The sequence below is a fragment of the Enterobacter quasiroggenkampii genome, assembly GCF_043972695.1.
GTDB lineage: Bacteria > Pseudomonadota > Gammaproteobacteria > Enterobacterales > Enterobacteriaceae > Enterobacter > Enterobacter quasiroggenkampii.
In genome coordinates, this window is record NZ_CP143745.1 from 3347857 (window position 1) to 3363275 (window position 15419).

Here is a 15419-nt window from a genome sequence, read left to right on the forward strand (position 1 = left end):
GCTATTCGGCTCGCTGTGCCATCAGATACTTACGGATCCGGTCGGCTGTATCAAGCGGGTCAGAACCAGACACCTGGCGGCATACGGAAAGCTGTGAAAGTAGGTGATGTGATTTGTCTGCGAAAGTCGTCCACAGCGCGTAACGAAGGGGTTGGCTCCCCGGAACGGGTGCAATACTGAGTGGTTTGCCACGCTTTTCAAAAAGCAAATACTGCCCCTCTTTCGCCCGCTGAAGCGAAAGGTGTCCATACAGTTCCTGAATGTTTTCAAAGACACTGAGTACCTTACTCTCACTATCAAGCGCAAAAAATGGCCCCTGGCTGTCGGCAGCGAGCATTTCTTGGGTTTCAGTCTGAGCGGGTTTGTGGAACTTAATACTGCGGATAATTTCCTGATATTGATTATGATAATAATCGCTAAACTCGCCCGGGCAAGTACCGATATAACACACCATCTTTTGGCCGCCAGGATTGTCACCGAGCAAAATAACGGTCTGTCTCTGGAAAATGATCGCATTATCATTTTTGAATTGATAAAAAAGCTCAACCGCCGGGAGACCATCAACAGAGGTCATCTGCGAGGATTCGAGACGAAAGTCGGGCACCGTAATTTCCAGTTCACGTACCAGCCGTGTTGCCGCATCATGGACTTTATCTTCGTTTTTAGCACTCGCACGAGAAACAACAAAAGTAAACTCGCTGGCTCCGTTATCACTCAGGGTAAATAAATTCATGGTTCTGTCTTTAAATACATCGGGTAAGGCAAGGGATGCTTCCTGAAGAATATATTCAGCCATTCGGGTTACTCTTATTTATTGCCATTAATAACAAAAAAACTATCCACTTCCTGCTGGATTTCACCCTGAAGGGATGCGCCAGGCGGATCGATGACATTTTGTCCATCATCAGGGTTCAAATGTAATTCGCCGGAAAGCGTATTAATTTGCGCGTTCTGTTTCGCAGTAAAGTTAAAGTTATTACCAATGATATGGACGCTGCCGTCTTTTGATAGCTCGATGGCGCTTTCACCACATTCCAGTCTCAGCGTATTTCCTGCGGAAAGTATAAAATTATTAACGACTTTATCGTTTCGACTGTTCCCCGTCAGGCATACCACATCGCCTTTAATCCCTGATTTCTGATTTTTCGCTACCCGTAAGGTTTCATCTTCGCCAACGAACTGGGTTCGATTTTTTTCAGTAGAATGTGTTTCGTCGTTTTTGACGTTAATATCCAGATTGCGCTCGGCCTGGATCCATACCTGTTCTGCGCCCGCTTTATCCTCAAACCGCAGGGCATTGGCATTGTCCACGGAACCGTCTTTCGTGCGGCTCATAAAGCCCATCTGCGTCGCCGCAGCCGGCAGCGCCCACGGCGGCATGCTCGCGTCGTTGTACACCCGACCGGTAATGATCGGACGGTCCGGGTCGCCGTTGATAAAGTCCACCACCACCTCATCGCCGACGCGCGGGATCTGCACCCCGCCGTAGCCCTGGCCCGCCCACGCGCTCGACACGCGCACCCAGCAGGAGCTGGTGTCATCGCCCTTCGCCAGACGGTCCCAGTGGAACTTCACCTTCACCCGGCCGTATTTGTCCGTCCAGATACTCTCGCCCTTCGGCCCCACCACTTTCGCCGTCTGCGGGCCGTAGGTGCGCGGCCACGCCGTGGACTGCGCCGGACGGTACACCACCGCCGACGGGATGACCGTAAAATCGGTGCGGTGAATGGTCTCCCCCTCGCCGCTGGCATAGCGGTTCTCTTCGAGGTGGTAACCCGCAGCAGTCACCAGATACTCGCCGTTGTCGCTGAAGAACGGCGCGTTGGTTAAGGTGAAGGTGTGCCCGGGCGCAATCCCCGCCGCCGTCGCGGTGGCCTGAATCTGCTGATGCTCCACCTGCCAGCGTTCCTGACGGATGCGGGCATAGAACTCCCCGTGCCCTTTGTCCACAAAGCGACCCGGCCAGTCGTACACGTCGATGCTGCCCGGCTTCGGCGATGCCGGGTTCTGCTGGGCCTGGAACAGCCACGCGTTCGGCTTGCGGAAGTCATAGTCGTCGAGGCTGTAAATCCCCGGCGTCACACTGTCCTCCAGCGCCCACTGGCTGATGCCCTCTTCATCCGTACTGCCGCCTGACGGCGTCTGGTGGTAAGGAATGACCTCATAGCCGCTGAACGGCTGGTACTGCGTGGCGGCGTCGGTGAGCACCAGGGTGTGCTTGTCCGCCTCATGGCGGAAGTGATACGCAATCCCCTCCAGCTCCATCAGGCGGCTAATAAAGTCCAGGCTCGACTCCTGATACTGCACGCAGTAGTCCCACACCCGGTAGCTGCCGGTGAGTTTGTCCTCAACGTTGACCTGATGCTCACCCAGCAGGGTTTTCACAATCTGCGGCACCGTCTGGCCCTGGAAGATACGCAGGTTACGGTCGCGCTTCATCGGCCACAGGTCCGGCTCCACCGTCAGCTGGTACACCGCATAACGGGTGCCCGTCAGCTCAACGGCGCTGACCGCCACGCGGGTAATCTTGCCGTTAATATAGCGGGACGTCAGCAGATTCTGCGTCGGGATAGCCACCGTGACCGGCTGGCCCAGCAGCTTACTGCGGTCAATGCGTGCGTCCGTGCCGAGCACGGTCAGCGTCAGCGCGAACGATTCGGACATCGCCTCGCGGCCCGTCAGTTTCCAGAACAGAAGCCCCTCCACCGGGAGCTGAACGGTAATTCGGTTGAGCATAATCTTTATTCCATCTAGCTTATGCGATGCAGAAAAGGGGTTCGCATCTGTGATAAAGCGTCATTCAAGAAAGGGGCTTTTCCCTCTTGATCATCCAAAAAACAAGAGAGTAGATTTTCAGTGACTCTGATGTGACAAATAAACCCACATTCAACCAGATGTTTGAAATATCAAACATACTTAATAAAAGAGGGAACAATGAGACCGAACATCTGAATGAAATCAAGCGAAATAATTCCTGAGCAAGGGCAAATTTAACCGCTCCAATCTTTCGCTTGAAGAATAACCAGGCCGAAGTAAACAAAGAGAGTAATAAAAGTAAGTCAAGCACAAAAAAAAGCATGACCAAAATGCTGAAACCATCACCTGCATAATAATGCAACGAATCACCAAACGCTTTTGCATCAGAAATGAATGGAATTCTGTCGTGGCGAACTGAATTCACGCAATAAAGTAACATTGCGAGAAGATCCATGCTTCCCCAGAAATACCATAGATTGCTATTTAAATGAGCGAGGTTGTTTTGTGTACGCCCGATATTATTATTTACAAAAATGGGGAGGCACATGTTGGCTTCAACTCAACTCTCCAGATTAGGGTTAAATTCAAAACGCATAAACAGGAGAGACAACCTTCTCACATTCCTTTGGATGTGAAGCCTCTGGCTTCGAAGATTGTACACTTCCATAGTATCTCCTGTTTATATTCCTACGGATTCACCAGCCAGGTGCCCGGCTTGGCAATATCCAGCGTCTGGCCACGCGTTCTTCCGTTGCCCTGCAGTTCAATCTTCGCCTCACCGGCCGGCAGCTTGAGCGATGCATAGCCGTTGGTTCCCGGGCGCAGCGCTTTTGGCTCGCCGTTTACTTTCAGCGTTTCGCCGTCGAGGATGCGGATATAGACCAACGCAACAGGGCTCGCGGCAGGCGGTGGGGTCTGCTGTGCTGTCGCCGGTTCGCTCACCTTCGCCGTTTCTGGCTTCACGTCTGGGGCGTTCGCGGCAGTTTCGGTTGGACGCGTCTCTGCCGGTGCCTGCGCAGCCTGCTCTGGCGCATCGTTACCGCCGCTGAAAATCATCGCCCCGGCGACAATACCCACCAGCACGCCCGCGGCAACCATGCCCGGGATCTTGTAGCGGCGCCAGTCGAGCAGCGAAGCCGGTTTCTCGTCTTCAACCGGAACCAGCATCGTGCCGGGCTTTTTCGCCGTCAGCACGTCGTTGATCCCGGCGACCGGCATCTCAATCAGCGCGGCGAACTCGTCGATGGACTGCGGACGATCCTCCATGTGCAGCGCCAGCGCGCGGTCAATGGCCTGCAGCAGCGGGATGGAATAGCCCTGCGGCATGATTTCTACCAGCGGTTTGCAGGTATCCTGAATAGAGCGCACCACGCTGACCGGCGGCGGAGAACCCACAATCAGGGTACGCAGCACGGCGCCGAGGGCGTAAATATCCGTCCACGGGCCCTGCTCGCTTTCGTTGTCGTCGGTGTACTGCTCAATCGGCGCAAAACCCGGGCGCAGCATGGTTTCCGTTTCGTCGGAGAGGTTACCGATGGTGCGGCGCGCGGAGCCGAAATCGAGCAGCACCGGCAGGCCGTTATCCTGGATCTGGATGTTATCCAGAGAGATGTCGCGGTGCAGGTAGCCTTCGTCGTGGATGGTCTTGATCGCACCGAAGAGCATCGGCAGCGTGCGGCGGATCCAGGCTTCGTTGATCAGCTCCGGCTTTTCTTCACGCAGGCGTGACAGCGTGGTGCCGCTGTAAAACAGCGTCCCCATGTAGGCCGTGTCGTTTTGCACCCAGAAGCGCAGGACGTGCAGCAGGTTCGGGTGGTTAAAGCGCGCCAGCAGACGCGCTTCCTGAATGAAGCTGTTCAGGCCCGCGGAGAACGCTTTGCCAAAGCGCTCGCTGCGCAGCACCAGGGTCATGTCGTCGCCGCGTACGGCGAGCGAGGAAGGCATAAATTCTTTGATAGCGATAGTGCGTTCGAGCTGGTGATCCCACGCGCGATAGACAATGCCAAAACCGCCGCCGCCGATCACCTCTTTGATTTCAAACTCGTTGAAGCGGTACCCGACCGGGAGCGCGTTTGGGACAGTCCGATTGTTATCATTATCCGTCATCTTTTACAGTTCTCTTGATGATTATTACGCGGCAAACTGACAGTGAAACTCGCCCTGCTCGCAGGTGACATGCAGACGTCGGTACTGTTCGTCGCTGCGGCTGGCGGTAAGTAAGATCTGGCTCATCTGGGGCAGCAGGGTGTTAGTCAGAATAGCATCCACCATGCGTCCACCCGACTCCACCTCGGTACAGCGCTGAACAATTTGCTCCACCACGCTGTCGTCAAACTCAGAAATAATGCTGTGATTCTCTTCCAGACGACGCTGAATGCGCCTGAGCTGCAGGCGAACAATCTGCCCCAGCATCTCGTCGCTGAGCGGGTAATACGGCACCACCAGCAGACGGCCCAGCAGCGCCGGTGGGAAGACCTCCAGCAGCGGCTGACGCAGGGCACCGCTTAACGCGTCCGGCTCCGGCACCAACTCCGGATCGGCGCACATAGCGCTAATCAGCTCGGTGCCGACGTTAGACGTCAGAATAATAATGGTGTTGCGGAAATCAATGTGGCGCCCCTCGCCGTCCTCCATCCAGCCTTTATCAAAGACCTGGAAGAAGATCTCGTGGACGTCCGGGTGCGCTTTCTCAATTTCGTCCAGCAGCACGACGCTGTATGGACGGCGGCGGACGGCCTCGGTTAATACCCCGCCTTCACCATACCCTACGTACCCTGGAGGCGCACCTTTTAAGGTGGAGACGGTGTGCGCTTCCTGGAACTCGCTCATGTTGATGGTGATGACGTTCTGCTCGCCGCCGTACAGAGATTCGGCGAGCGCCAGCGCGGTTTCGGTTTTACCAACGCCGGACGGGCCGCACAGCATAAAGACGCCCACCGGCTTGTTCGGGTCGTCCAGCTTCGCCCGCGAGGTTTTCACGCGGCGGGCAATCAGATCCAGACCGTGACGCTGGCCGATAACGCGCTGGTTCAGCGTGTCGGCAAGGTTCAGAACCGCGTCGATCTCGTTTTTCACCATCCGGCCCAGCGGGATCCCGGTCCAGTCAGAGACCACCGCGGCAACCACGTTTTCATCCACCGCGGCAAACAGCAGCGGCTCGTCACCCTGTAAGGCGTTCAGCGCCAGCTGCTGTTCCGCCAGCTGGCCGCGCAGCTCAGCGGTATCTTCCTCGCCCGCCGCGAACAGCGCGGCGCGCAGGCGGATAATCTCCTGCACCAGGCTGCGTTCTTCTTCCCAGCGCCCGGACAGGGCTGCGCGTTTTGTCTCATACGCGTCGCGTTCGGCGCGTAATGCCGTGACGCGATCGGCATCACCGGCCCCCACGCGCGCTTCGCGTTCGGCAATCTCAATTTCCACGTCCAGCGCGGCAAGATGGCGCAGGCAGTCTTCCAGCTGCGCAGGCGGTGCGCTCTGGCTGACCGCGACGCGGGCGCAGGCGGTATCGAGCAGCGCAACGGCTTTGTCCGGCAACTGACGCGCCGGAATGTAGCGATGCGACAGCTTTACCGCCGCGCTGACCGCTTCGTCGAGCAGCAACACCTGGTGATGCGTCTCCAACGGCGACACGGTGCTGCGCAGCATCAGAATGGCTTTCGCTTCGTCCGGCTCGTGTACCTGCACCGTCTGGAAACGACGGGTCAGCGCCGGATCTTTCTCAATGTACTTTTTGTATTCTGCCCAAGTGGTGGCCCCGATGGTGCGCAGCTGGCCGCGCGCCAGAGCTGGCTTCAGCAGGTTCGCCGCATCGCCGGTCCCCTGCTGGCCGCCTGCGCCAATCAGGGTGTGGATCTCATCGATAAACAGAATGATCGGCGTGGCGCTGGACTGGACTTCATTAATGAGCGCCTGCAGACGGGCTTCAAACTCGCCTTTCATGCCTGCACCGGCCTGCAGCATGCCGATATCCAGCAGCCACAGCTGAATGTTCTGCAGCGGCTCCGGCACGTCGCCGTCGGCGATACGCAGCGCCAGACCTTCCACCACCGCCGTTTTGCCGACCCCGGCTTCCCCGGTCAGCAGCGGGTTGTTCTGACGACGGCGCATCAGGATATCGACCATCTGGCGGATCTCCTCGTCGCGCCCGACAACCGGGTCAATCTTCCCGTCGCGGGCACGGGCGGTCAGGTCCTGACCGTACTGGGCCAGCGTCCCCTGCGCAGCCGGTACCGCACCCGCCGGTGCATCGACGGCGGCAGCGGCCTGCTGCGTCTCTTTACTGTTGGCGCAAATAGCGTCGAACTGCTCAATCAGCACCTCGACGTTAAGGCGGGTAAACTGCGACGAAATGCTTTTCAGCACGTTGGCCAGATTCCAGGTTTTCAGCATGCCGATCAGCAAATGGCCGCCGCGAATGCGGCTGACGCCAAACTTCAGCGAGCCGAAGACCCAGGCGCGCTCCACGGCGCTGTCGATATGCTCGGAGAGATCGGAAACGGAACTCGCCCCGCGCGGGAGCACATCCAGCGCGGCAACGATATCGCGCGTCAGCTGCTGTTCATCAAGGGCAAAGTGGCGGATGACCTGCTGCAGATCGCCATCCTGCTGCTGCATCAGCTGATGCAGCCAGTGCACCAGCTCAACATAGGGGTTGCCGCGCAGCTTGCAGAACGCAGTGGCGCTTTCCAGAGAGGTAAATAACAGCGTATCCAGTTTGCCGAAAAGCACGGCACGGCTAATTTCTGACATGTTAGTTTCCATTAACAATGATTCGGTATACGGAAGGATTACCGCTCTGCGCGATACACCAGATCGCCGCGCGGGACAGGCTGCGGCTGAAGGCCCAGCCAGGTGTTATAGCCTAATCGCGCATGACTGCCGAGCGTGGCGCCCTGCACCGCGTCTGCCCGCAGGATCACCCGCGTTTCCCACTCAAACTCCACTCCAGCGTACTGACGCACCCAGTCGCGCAGCTCGGTGACCCACGCTTCACCCGGCAGAAAGCGGTTGTACTCCTCCGCGCTCAGCGGGCCAATCTCGATGCGAAACTTATGCTGCACGTCGCGGACGGCGACGCCGAGAAAGGCGGATTCACCCATGCGCGGCATGCGGCGTCCTGCTCCCAGTTGCGCCTGCTCGCGCGTGGAGAGCGGCATCCACTGCGGCACGTTGCTGACCAGTTTGACCGGCGCCTTAAAATAGCTGCGCAGGATCTTCTCCAGCCCCTCCGGATCCCGCCCGTGACGGGTCAGGTGCCCGGCGTGGGTAAAGCGCGCGTGTGAGCTCAGGCTGCCGTTGTCCATCTGACCCGGCTGGCCCATACCAATCAGCGACGCCAGATAGCCCTCAAAGCGCTTGTTATCGGCGCGGTCCAGCGAGACGGTCGGCTGCGCATCCGCCCAGGCGCGGTAAAACAGCAGCGCCAGACGATGGTGGAACAGATCGGCAAACGCGCTCAGGCTGGTGTCCTGATGATGATAAATACGCTCGCGGGCGTACTCGGTCATGTGGACCGGCAGCGGACCGTTCGGGCCAAACAGGCCGAAGCTGAGGATAGACACCTCATGCAGCCCGCTCTCTTCCCGCTGACGCACCCTGGCCAGCGTCGACGGGGCAAAACTCATCGACGGCTGCTGGCCGATGCGCAGCGGTTCAAATTTTGGCAGCGGCGCGCGGCCCAGCGGGTAGCGCTCGCCGCCCTGGGCATCAATGCGCCTTAACAGCTGAAACAGATCGTAGCGCCAGGGCGTCTCACGGACGCCGTGCCAGAACGCATCCGGCAGCTTCGTCAGGCGATGCACGCGCAGCGGTGCAGTGGCGGCGTCACTCATATCAGCGCCCTTTTACCCATGCGCGGCGCCCAGTAGCCAATCTCGCCGCGCTGCTGACTTTTAAGGGAGAACTCCGTAAAGCTGTTGATGGAGACCAGGCGGGCAAAAAGACGCTCCATCACGCTGCCGAAGAGCCACGGACTGGCCCCCGAAAAGGCTCGCTCATCCACCGTCAGGGTAATGCCGATCCCGCGGGCGAACACCACCGGGCCGGGTTCAGGCACGCGGCGGTGAACCGGCTCCAGCACGCAGTGACGAACGGCTTCCACCTGACGCGCCACGGGCGTTTCGGCCAGGTTAGCGTACAGTCCTAACAGCTGGCGCAGCGCGGCAGCCCCCTCCTCATTGTCACTGTCCATCAGGCTGAGGTAGTTCATCTGCAGCTGGCTGATAAGCCGCCAGGTGCTGAACCCTTCCGCCAGCGCCGGACGCGGTGGCGTCGGCCCTTTACGCAGCGTGAGGGATTTCACCGGCATGGAGTCCGCCATAATGAACTGCCCGAGCTCCTGCTGCAGCATCAGCGGCAGGTCGCGGCTGGTGCAGAGCACCTCGGCAGAGATATAGCGCAGGTTTTCCTGCCAGGGGGCGTGCTGTTCATCCACCAGCGAGACAAAGACCTCCGAGCCGATATAGCCGGTACGGGTGCCGTAGCGCAGGGCATGCTCGGACAGCACGCGCTGTTCACGGCGCAGGGAAAAATAGGCTCCGTAGTTGCCCGCATCACCGCTCCAGGTACTCCAGAACGGGCGAAACGTCTGGTCATCGCGCTGACCATCCGCGCTGCCATAGATTTTTTTGACCGCGTAAATCTCATAATCCAGCGGACGGATGTTATCGACCACCAGATGGTATTCATGTTGGCCTTCATTCAGCTTCTGACGCGCCGCGACCTTTGGGAACAGGTTGATGACCGGGGTGCAGTGCAGCGCCAGGTGGCTGGCATCGACCACGCGCTCCAGTTGTTCATCCGACTTATCCAGCAGGATGAAGATGTCGAAGGCTTTTTCACCTTCACAGCGCTGGATCAGCGTGCTCAGGCCGCTGAGGCTAATGAAGCGGAAACGGGCCGGAAACGCGAAATACTCCTGCAGCAGGCGATAGCCGTCGAAGTTACGCAGATCGTCCGGAAGCAGCGCCTGGTCAGGCTCAAAGCCCTCCTGACGCAGCGCGTCCGACGCCAGCAGCTGTCGCTGCGGCTGCGGGCTGACCGTCTGACAGACGATCCCGGCGTGGTGCTCCATCACCAGCTCCAGCAGCTTCAGCGCCTCGATATCCGGACCGGCGAGGAAAAATTCCAGACGGTCGAAATCCAGGTGCCCGAGATTTTGCGGGCCGTCGCAGGCGATGCGGATCCGCAGGGCGCTGCCGATCCCCCGCTGGCTCAGACCCAGCTGTGCGAGCGGCAAATCGGCGGGGACACCGCCCAACTCGACCTTGTCGATTTTCAGCGGCAGCAGGTTGACTTCGTGCGCCGTGGTATAGCTGCAGGTCACGCCGGTTTTTTTCAGCGCCAGGCTGTCCATCATGGTACCGCGCGGCACAATGAAGCCCTTGCTCAGGTCGCCCCGGCTGCTGTCGGGCTGAATCTCCGCAATCGCCATCGACGGCGTGGGCGCAAGATAGTTCGGCGCAATCATCTCCAGCAGACGCTGGGAGAAGCGCGGAAACTCCGCGTCCATTTTCATCTGCACGCGGGAGGTCAGGAAGGCGAACCCTTCCATCAGGCGTTCAGTATACGGGTCCGCCACGTCGATGCCGCGCATGCCCAGCCGTCCGGCGACTTTTGGATAGCGTTCGGCAAACTCGGCTCCCATTTCGCGCAGGTAGGCCAGCTCACGGTTGTAGTATTCGAGCAGTTTACTTTCCATGATTACCCCGCATCTTTCAGTTCAAAATGGCCGTTTTCCAGATCGACATCGGTACGAAACAGAAACTCCAGCGGGTACGGCACACACCATAAACGCCCTTTTATCTCGATGGAGAGCACGTTGTGCAGATCCAGCGAGGAGGTATCCGACACGCAGCGGACCTGCAGCCCCTGAGGCAAAATGCGTGGTTCAAAATTGATGATGGCCTCGGTGAGCTTGCGCTGAATGTCGTGCCATTCGATGTCCGACATTCTTTTCCCGGCCAGCGGCGCGACGCCGAAGTTAACCACCGAGCGGCTCACGTGCGGTAACGCGCTCAAATCACCAGAGGCATCGTGGTTGATGGTATTAAACAGCCACTGCAGATCCCGCAGCACATTGCGACGCAGGGCGGCGTGGGTGATCAGATTGCTGTTGGCCGACTCGCGTTTTTTTTCCGGGTCGTTATCAGTGAGGCGATCGAGCAGCGAAGGCTGCATTTTGTCGCGCGCCCCCACCTTTTCCTGCTTGCTGCGGGCTTGCCAGCCGCTGCGCAGCAGATCGCCTTCGCCAGCGGGATTACTCATCGGCTCCATCCGTCGCGAACGTCACGAGGCTCAAGGACAGCAGCGGGCTTTCGCTTTGCTCGCTCAGCCAGGCCTTCTGGCCCTGGCCTTCATACAGCGTGCCGTCAGTATCGAGCGGGTGCCAGTCGGTGGTGCGGCCCAGTTTGACCGCATCAGAGGCATCGGCTGCAAACGGGTAACGCGCCGGGATCTGACACACCTGTTCCGTTCCGTCGGTCAGGCGCACCAGCGCGTGACGCCAGACCAGATCGGTGACGCTGGCAGGCGCCTGGAAACGGATCTCCGCGATAGCGTTAAACGGCAGCCAGAAATAGCGGCCGTTGACGATGGTTTCGCATACCGGGCCGAGACGGGCATCGCCGTCCATCAGCCACTCAAAGGCCTGCGTCTCCTCGTTTTCAAGGGTGACACTACCAGGGTTTGCCTGCGCCTGTTCAAGGGCTTCCAGACGCAGCGCCTGCGCGCGCTCGCGCTCCTCGCTCAGCGCCGCGGCAAGGGTGGTCAGCCACGGCCACTGGGTTTCAGGCATCGCCGGACGCGCCTGTCCCGCCATCACCTGCGCGCGTTGCAGCTCGCCCTGAATGGACTGCTCCAGCAGCGTGACGGTGGGCTTCGCCTGCGGCTTCAACGCCAGCCAGCTTTTCAGCTGGGTCAGGGCACGCGCCCAGTTGCCGCTCAGGGTTAAAAACTGCACGAACGCGGCGCGGAGGTCGGCATCTGCCGGACGGGCTTTGATTTCTGCTTCCAGACGCGCGAGCGCGTCGTTAAGCGACTCACCCGCCAGGTGTTGATAGAGCGTATTCATTGCCATTCCTTAATTTGCCGCGCGCCATGCGCCGACGGCCGGATCGCGCAGCTGAGGACGCAGGGTGTCAATCAGAACGATATTCAGCGGGGTGCCGGGTGCCACCCAGGCGCTCCAGGTTTTTTTCACCGCCGCGATACGCGCCTGCAGTTTTGCATCATCGCTGGCGGTTTCACGGGAAATCTCCACCGCGACCGTGCCGTTGCTCTTCCAGCTGTTCAGGGCGTTGTCGTAAGGCAGGATCATCCAGCTCTGGTCGCTGTTTGGAGTGCTGAATACCATGCGCTCTTTGTTGACGGAGGTGATCAGCGCGTTTTCCGGGTCGGCGCTTTGATTCAGCCCGGTGACCGGGAAGCCATGAATGTATGTTACCGCCATCTCTTTCTGCCCGCCGTTGCGGGACTGCGACACAACGGTGTGTCCGCTCAGCCAGCTGCCGTTCCCGCAGCGGGTGGTGTCAGAATCGGGAATAAAGAGCGCCGGTGCAGAAGCGCCCCCTTCCCAGAAGGTGCGCAGGTGGCAGCCGTCCTGAAGCGTAAACTCCTGCCACGGCGTACGGTCGGCGGCAACGGTGCGGGAAGCCACGTTCTGATCGGGCGGCAGTAACGCGCCGCTGGCTGGGGTGGCGGTGACGGTCGCGGCAGACGCGGCCTGCTCCTGTTTCACCACCAGCGCCCAGTCCTGCGCTTTGCCAGCCGTGCCCTGCGCCAGCGTGGTACCCGCCGGATCGTTGAGCGTCCAGCTGAGTTTATTCACTTTGCTGCACTGGTGTTCCAGCAGTGAGCCAAGACGCGGCACAAAGTTCTCCAGCACGGAGACGTCTTTCTTGCCGTTCGCCACAATACGCAGCGCCACCTCAGGCTTACACCAGCTCTGCGGCGTGTTGTCTTTGATGTTGTCGATCCAGATATCCAGCTTCTGCGCAGGAGACTGCACGATGCGGAAATTTTCAGCCTGCGCGGTGGAGGTCGCCGCCAGAAGTGCCAAACCCGATAGCCAAAGTTTCATATCGTTCCTTGTGTGTCTAATCAGTTCCGCAGGGAAGAAATTGTGCTGCGTCAGAGAGGGTGTGCAGCAAAGTGGTGTCCTGAGGGTTGCCCATCCATACCGCCAGGGCAGTATAGTTATCCTGAGCATTCCCCTCCTGCTCGCCATTCTTTTGAATGATTTGGTTCATTAAGGTCAGCCACTCCTGCGGCGTATTCACCATGTGCAGCGACTGCTTCATTTGCTCTTCGCTGACGCCGTGCCAGAATCCGTCGGTGCAGAGTAAGAATGCATCGCCGTCTTCAACCTGTACCACGTCGCTGTAGCTCGCTTCCGGCCCGCCGTTTTCAATCCCGAGCGCCAGATAGAGCAGATTACTGTTCAGGTTGTCGGTCTGGTGCCCGGCATCTTTCATCTGCTGCACCAGGCTGTGGTCAGTGGTCACATGCCACAGCCATCCGCGGCGGAACAGGTACAGGCGGCTGTCTCCGGCATGCGCCCAGTAGGCGAGCCCGTAATCACGGTCAATGAACAGGCTGACCAGCGTCGTGCCCATCCGGCGATAGTCCTGAACGGCCTGCTGTTCGCTGAGAATGGTGCGATTCGCCGTCTGCACGTAGTCGCGGATGTGCTGCGCATTAAGATGTTTGTCGCCATCGAAGCGGGAGATAATGCTATTGCGGGCCAGCGCTGCGGCCACCTCGCCGCCCGGCAGCCCCGCGATGCCGTCGCAGACGACAAAGCAGGCTGAACGTTCCCCTATGGTTTCTCCCGTCTGATCCTGGTTGCTGGCGCGCGTCCCCTGGCGGGAGAGAGAAGCCGTTGCGATATTCATTTGTCTTCCGATCCGCTCTGTGAGTCTTTGTACTGATTGACCTCCATGTCATAGGCATGAAGGAAGGCCTCGCCGAACAGGGTGTGGAAGTCGTCCTCAATCTCGCCCGCCGTCTCGCCATAGCTGCGAACAAAGTAGTCCCACAGGGCGGCTTTGCGGCTGCCCGGCAGCGCAAGACGCGAGGTCATACCGTTCTGCTTCGCCTGCTCTTCCAGCTGCTCCGGGTTAAAGGACTGCAGCATCGCGGCAATGATGGCGCGGATGCCGGAGATCATACCCAGCTGGTGCGCCTGCAGGTCGATCAGCGCATCGCGCACGGATTTGGTTGGTGGCATAAAGCCCGGCATCGGGGTGCCGAACATTTGGATTAATACGGTTTTGCCGGTCGGCAACAGCTTGAACGGGTTGTTGGCATCGTCCAGCACCATGGTCATGTCGGCTTTTACGCCGCGCTTGAGGATAGAGCGCGAGGAGAGCAGCGCCACGGTCCCCTGAGAGAACATACCGAGGATCTGCCCCAGCTGACGCATATTTTCACGGTCAAACTGCGGAACGGGCTGCATTTCACTGAGCCCCATCCCTTCCAGCAGCGCCTCCAGCAGCTCGCCCTGCAGCACTTCCCCCTTCTCACCGCTGTTTGCCGTGGCGGCTGGCGAGGCGGCGTTATTGACCGGGTCGATGCGCAGGCGGCCTTTCGGGGCCTGCGCGCTGCTGCGCGCAACGGCCTGCGGCGTAGGCATGGTGAAGCCTGCGTAATCCGGTCGCGCGGGTTCTTCTTCAGCACGCGGTTCTTCCTGCGGCTCAGGGGCGAACAGCGGGGAATCGGCCAGGACGTCCTCTTCCTGCTCAGGTTCCGGCACGGGGGCAGGCTTCTCGCTGATAATGTCATCCGGATGGGTTAACGGCGCACCGCCCATCAGCCCGAGCGGGTCGTCATTGCGCGCGGCTGGCGCGCTGGCTTTACCGCCAAACAGGGCCAGCGGATCGAGCTCATCCGTTGCCTCTTCTTCTGGCTTAACGGGGCTCGTCTCGCCCGGCGGCACCAGGGTTGACGGGGTGACGTCGTCAAAAATACTCTCTTTTTTGAACAACGCTTCATCGCTGAACAGCGTATCCGGATCAACATGCTTACGCTCGAGCGTCGGATCGCTGTCGTTGAACATCGCCAGCGGATCTTCAGCGTTGCGCTCCGGAGCCGCAGGCTGGGAGAACGGATCGTGCGATGCAGCAGACTGCGGCTTTGTGCGGTTACTGGAGATGCTGTCGGAGATGGAGAACTCCTGCATCAGGCTATCCCAGATCTCCGTTGGCACGGCGGTCGGTTCGGCTTTCCCACGCGGTGCGGCGCTCGCCGGTTTCGGCTGCTGCGCAGGCGCAGGGGCGACCGTCGGACGCGCCTGCTGGTGCAGGCTGGCCGCCATGCGGCTTACGGGCTGCGTATCGTGGATCAGTTCGGTCACTTCGATACGGTAGTCATCAATACCGAGAATATCGCCATCCTGCAGCTCAACCTGACGTCCCCGCTCCAGCGGAATGTCATTTAATACCACGCGGGTGACGCTGCCACGGTTAGTGACGCGGCATTCGCCCTGAGCGTCAACGTGAACAATGGCCTGCAGACGAGAGATGGTGCGGTCATTGTCCGGCAACACCAGATTGTTATCCGTACCGCGCCCAATGGTGCCGCCCGGGGCGTAAAAATCACAGCTGCTTTGCGGCGGCTGATGACCGGGTTTCGTAGAAATAATCGTGAATCGCATGGCGTATTCCTGC

12 protein-coding genes are annotated in these 15419 nt (G+C 59.4%); all 12 read right to left on the reverse strand.

What is annotated here, in order from left to right; all coding sequences use genetic code 11:
- Position 1 precedes the first annotated feature (1 nt).
- The gene (locus V1572_RS16075) at positions 2-796 is read right to left on the reverse strand and encodes a DcrB-related protein (RefSeq protein ID WP_395299373.1); all 795 of its coding nucleotides are present in this window, start codon (positions 794-796) and stop codon (positions 2-4) included.
- Between the two features lie 11 nt (positions 797-807).
- Entirely contained in the window at positions 808-2736 is a 1929-nt protein-coding gene (locus V1572_RS16080; RefSeq protein ID WP_395299374.1) for a type VI secretion system Vgr family protein, read from the reverse strand.
- Between the two features lie 64 nt (positions 2737-2800).
- Positions 2801-3211 (reverse strand): hypothetical protein, encoded by a 411-nt coding sequence (locus V1572_RS16085; RefSeq protein ID WP_231597158.1) that lies wholly within the window; start codon positions 3209-3211, stop codon positions 2801-2803.
- A gap of 233 nt (positions 3212-3444) precedes the next feature.
- On the reverse strand, positions 3445-4863 hold the full coding sequence (locus tag V1572_RS16090) for a serine/threonine protein kinase (protein WP_090392343.1): 1419 nt from the start codon (positions 4861-4863) through the stop codon (positions 3445-3447).
- Positions 4864-4887: 24 nt separating this feature from the next.
- The gene (gene tssH, locus V1572_RS16095; protein WP_395299375.1) at positions 4888-7503 is read right to left on the reverse strand and encodes a type VI secretion system ATPase TssH; all 2616 of its coding nucleotides are present in this window, start codon (positions 7501-7503) and stop codon (positions 4888-4890) included.
- A gap of 38 nt (positions 7504-7541) precedes the next feature.
- Complete coding sequence (gene tssG, locus V1572_RS16100; RefSeq protein WP_069719027.1) at positions 7542-8585, reverse strand: type VI secretion system baseplate subunit TssG; 1044 nt, start codon at positions 8583-8585, stop codon at positions 7542-7544.
- Complete coding sequence (gene tssF, locus V1572_RS16105) at positions 8582-10453, reverse strand: type VI secretion system baseplate subunit TssF (RefSeq protein WP_395299376.1); 1872 nt, start codon at positions 10451-10453, stop codon at positions 8582-8584. Before tssF ends, tssG begins: the two co-directional genes overlap by 4 nt.
- 2 nt (positions 10454-10455) lie before the next feature.
- Positions 10456-11019: a type VI secretion system baseplate subunit TssE gene (gene tssE, locus V1572_RS16110; protein WP_024909842.1), complete on the reverse strand. Its 564-nt coding sequence runs from the start codon at positions 11017-11019 to the stop codon at positions 10456-10458.
- Entirely contained in the window at positions 11012-11824 is an 813-nt protein-coding gene (locus tag V1572_RS16115) for a type VI secretion system accessory protein TagJ (protein ID WP_126533704.1), read from the reverse strand. Before V1572_RS16115 ends, tssE begins: the two co-directional genes overlap by 8 nt.
- A gap of 9 nt (positions 11825-11833) precedes the next feature.
- Positions 11834-12832 carry a hypothetical protein gene (locus V1572_RS16120; protein WP_048029471.1) on the reverse strand — a complete coding sequence of 333 codons (999 nt, stop codon included), beginning with the start codon at positions 12830-12832 and terminating at the stop codon, positions 11834-11836.
- A 16-nt stretch (positions 12833-12848) separates the two neighbouring features.
- On the reverse strand, positions 12849-13646 hold the full coding sequence (locus tag V1572_RS16125) for a PP2C family protein-serine/threonine phosphatase (RefSeq protein WP_008502637.1): 798 nt from the start codon (positions 13644-13646) through the stop codon (positions 12849-12851).
- Complete coding sequence (gene tagH / locus V1572_RS16130) at positions 13643-15406, reverse strand: type VI secretion system-associated FHA domain protein TagH (RefSeq protein WP_395299377.1); 1764 nt, start codon at positions 15404-15406, stop codon at positions 13643-13645. The genes V1572_RS16125 and tagH overlap by 4 nt, the downstream gene beginning before the upstream one ends.
- Positions 15407-15419: the final 13 nt, after the last annotated feature.

What these genes read in the sequence shown, in the direction of transcription:
- V1572_RS16125 (WP_008502637.1), bottom strand. Translation starts at nt 13,646, where the DNA reads ATGAATATCGCAACGGCTTCTCTCTCCCGCCAGGGGACGCGCGCCAGC.
- V1572_RS16080 (WP_395299374.1), bottom strand. Translation starts at nt 2,736, where the DNA reads ATGCTCAACCGAATTACCGTTCAGCTCCCGGTGGAGGGGCTTCTGTTC.
- V1572_RS16115 (WP_126533704.1), bottom strand. Translation starts at nt 11,824, where the DNA reads ATGAATACGCTCTATCAACACCTGGCGGGTGAGTCGCTTAACGACGCG.
- V1572_RS16120 (WP_048029471.1), bottom strand. Translation starts at nt 12,832, where the DNA reads ATGAAACTTTGGCTATCGGGTTTGGCACTTCTGGCGGCGACCTCCACC.
- tssF (WP_395299376.1), bottom strand. Translation starts at nt 10,453, where the DNA reads ATGGAAAGTAAACTGCTCGAATACTACAACCGTGAGCTGGCCTACCTG.
- V1572_RS16090 (WP_090392343.1), bottom strand. Translation starts at nt 4,863, where the DNA reads ATGACGGATAATGATAACAATCGGACTGTCCCAAACGCGCTCCCGGTC.
- V1572_RS16085 (WP_231597158.1), bottom strand. Translation starts at nt 3,211, where the DNA reads ATGGATCTTCTCGCAATGTTACTTTATTGCGTGAATTCAGTTCGCCAC.
- V1572_RS16075 (WP_395299373.1), bottom strand. Translation starts at nt 796, where the DNA reads ATGGCTGAATATATTCTTCAGGAAGCATCCCTTGCCTTACCCGATGTA.
- tssE (WP_024909842.1), bottom strand. Translation starts at nt 11,019, where the DNA reads ATGAGTAATCCCGCTGGCGAAGGCGATCTGCTGCGCAGCGGCTGGCAA.
- tagH (WP_395299377.1), bottom strand. Translation starts at nt 15,406, where the DNA reads ATGCGATTCACGATTATTTCTACGAAACCCGGTCATCAGCCGCCGCAA.
- tssG (WP_069719027.1), bottom strand. Translation starts at nt 8,585, where the DNA reads ATGAGTGACGCCGCCACTGCACCGCTGCGCGTGCATCGCCTGACGAAG.
- tssH (WP_395299375.1), bottom strand. Translation starts at nt 7,503, where the DNA reads ATGTCAGAAATTAGCCGTGCCGTGCTTTTCGGCAAACTGGATACGCTG.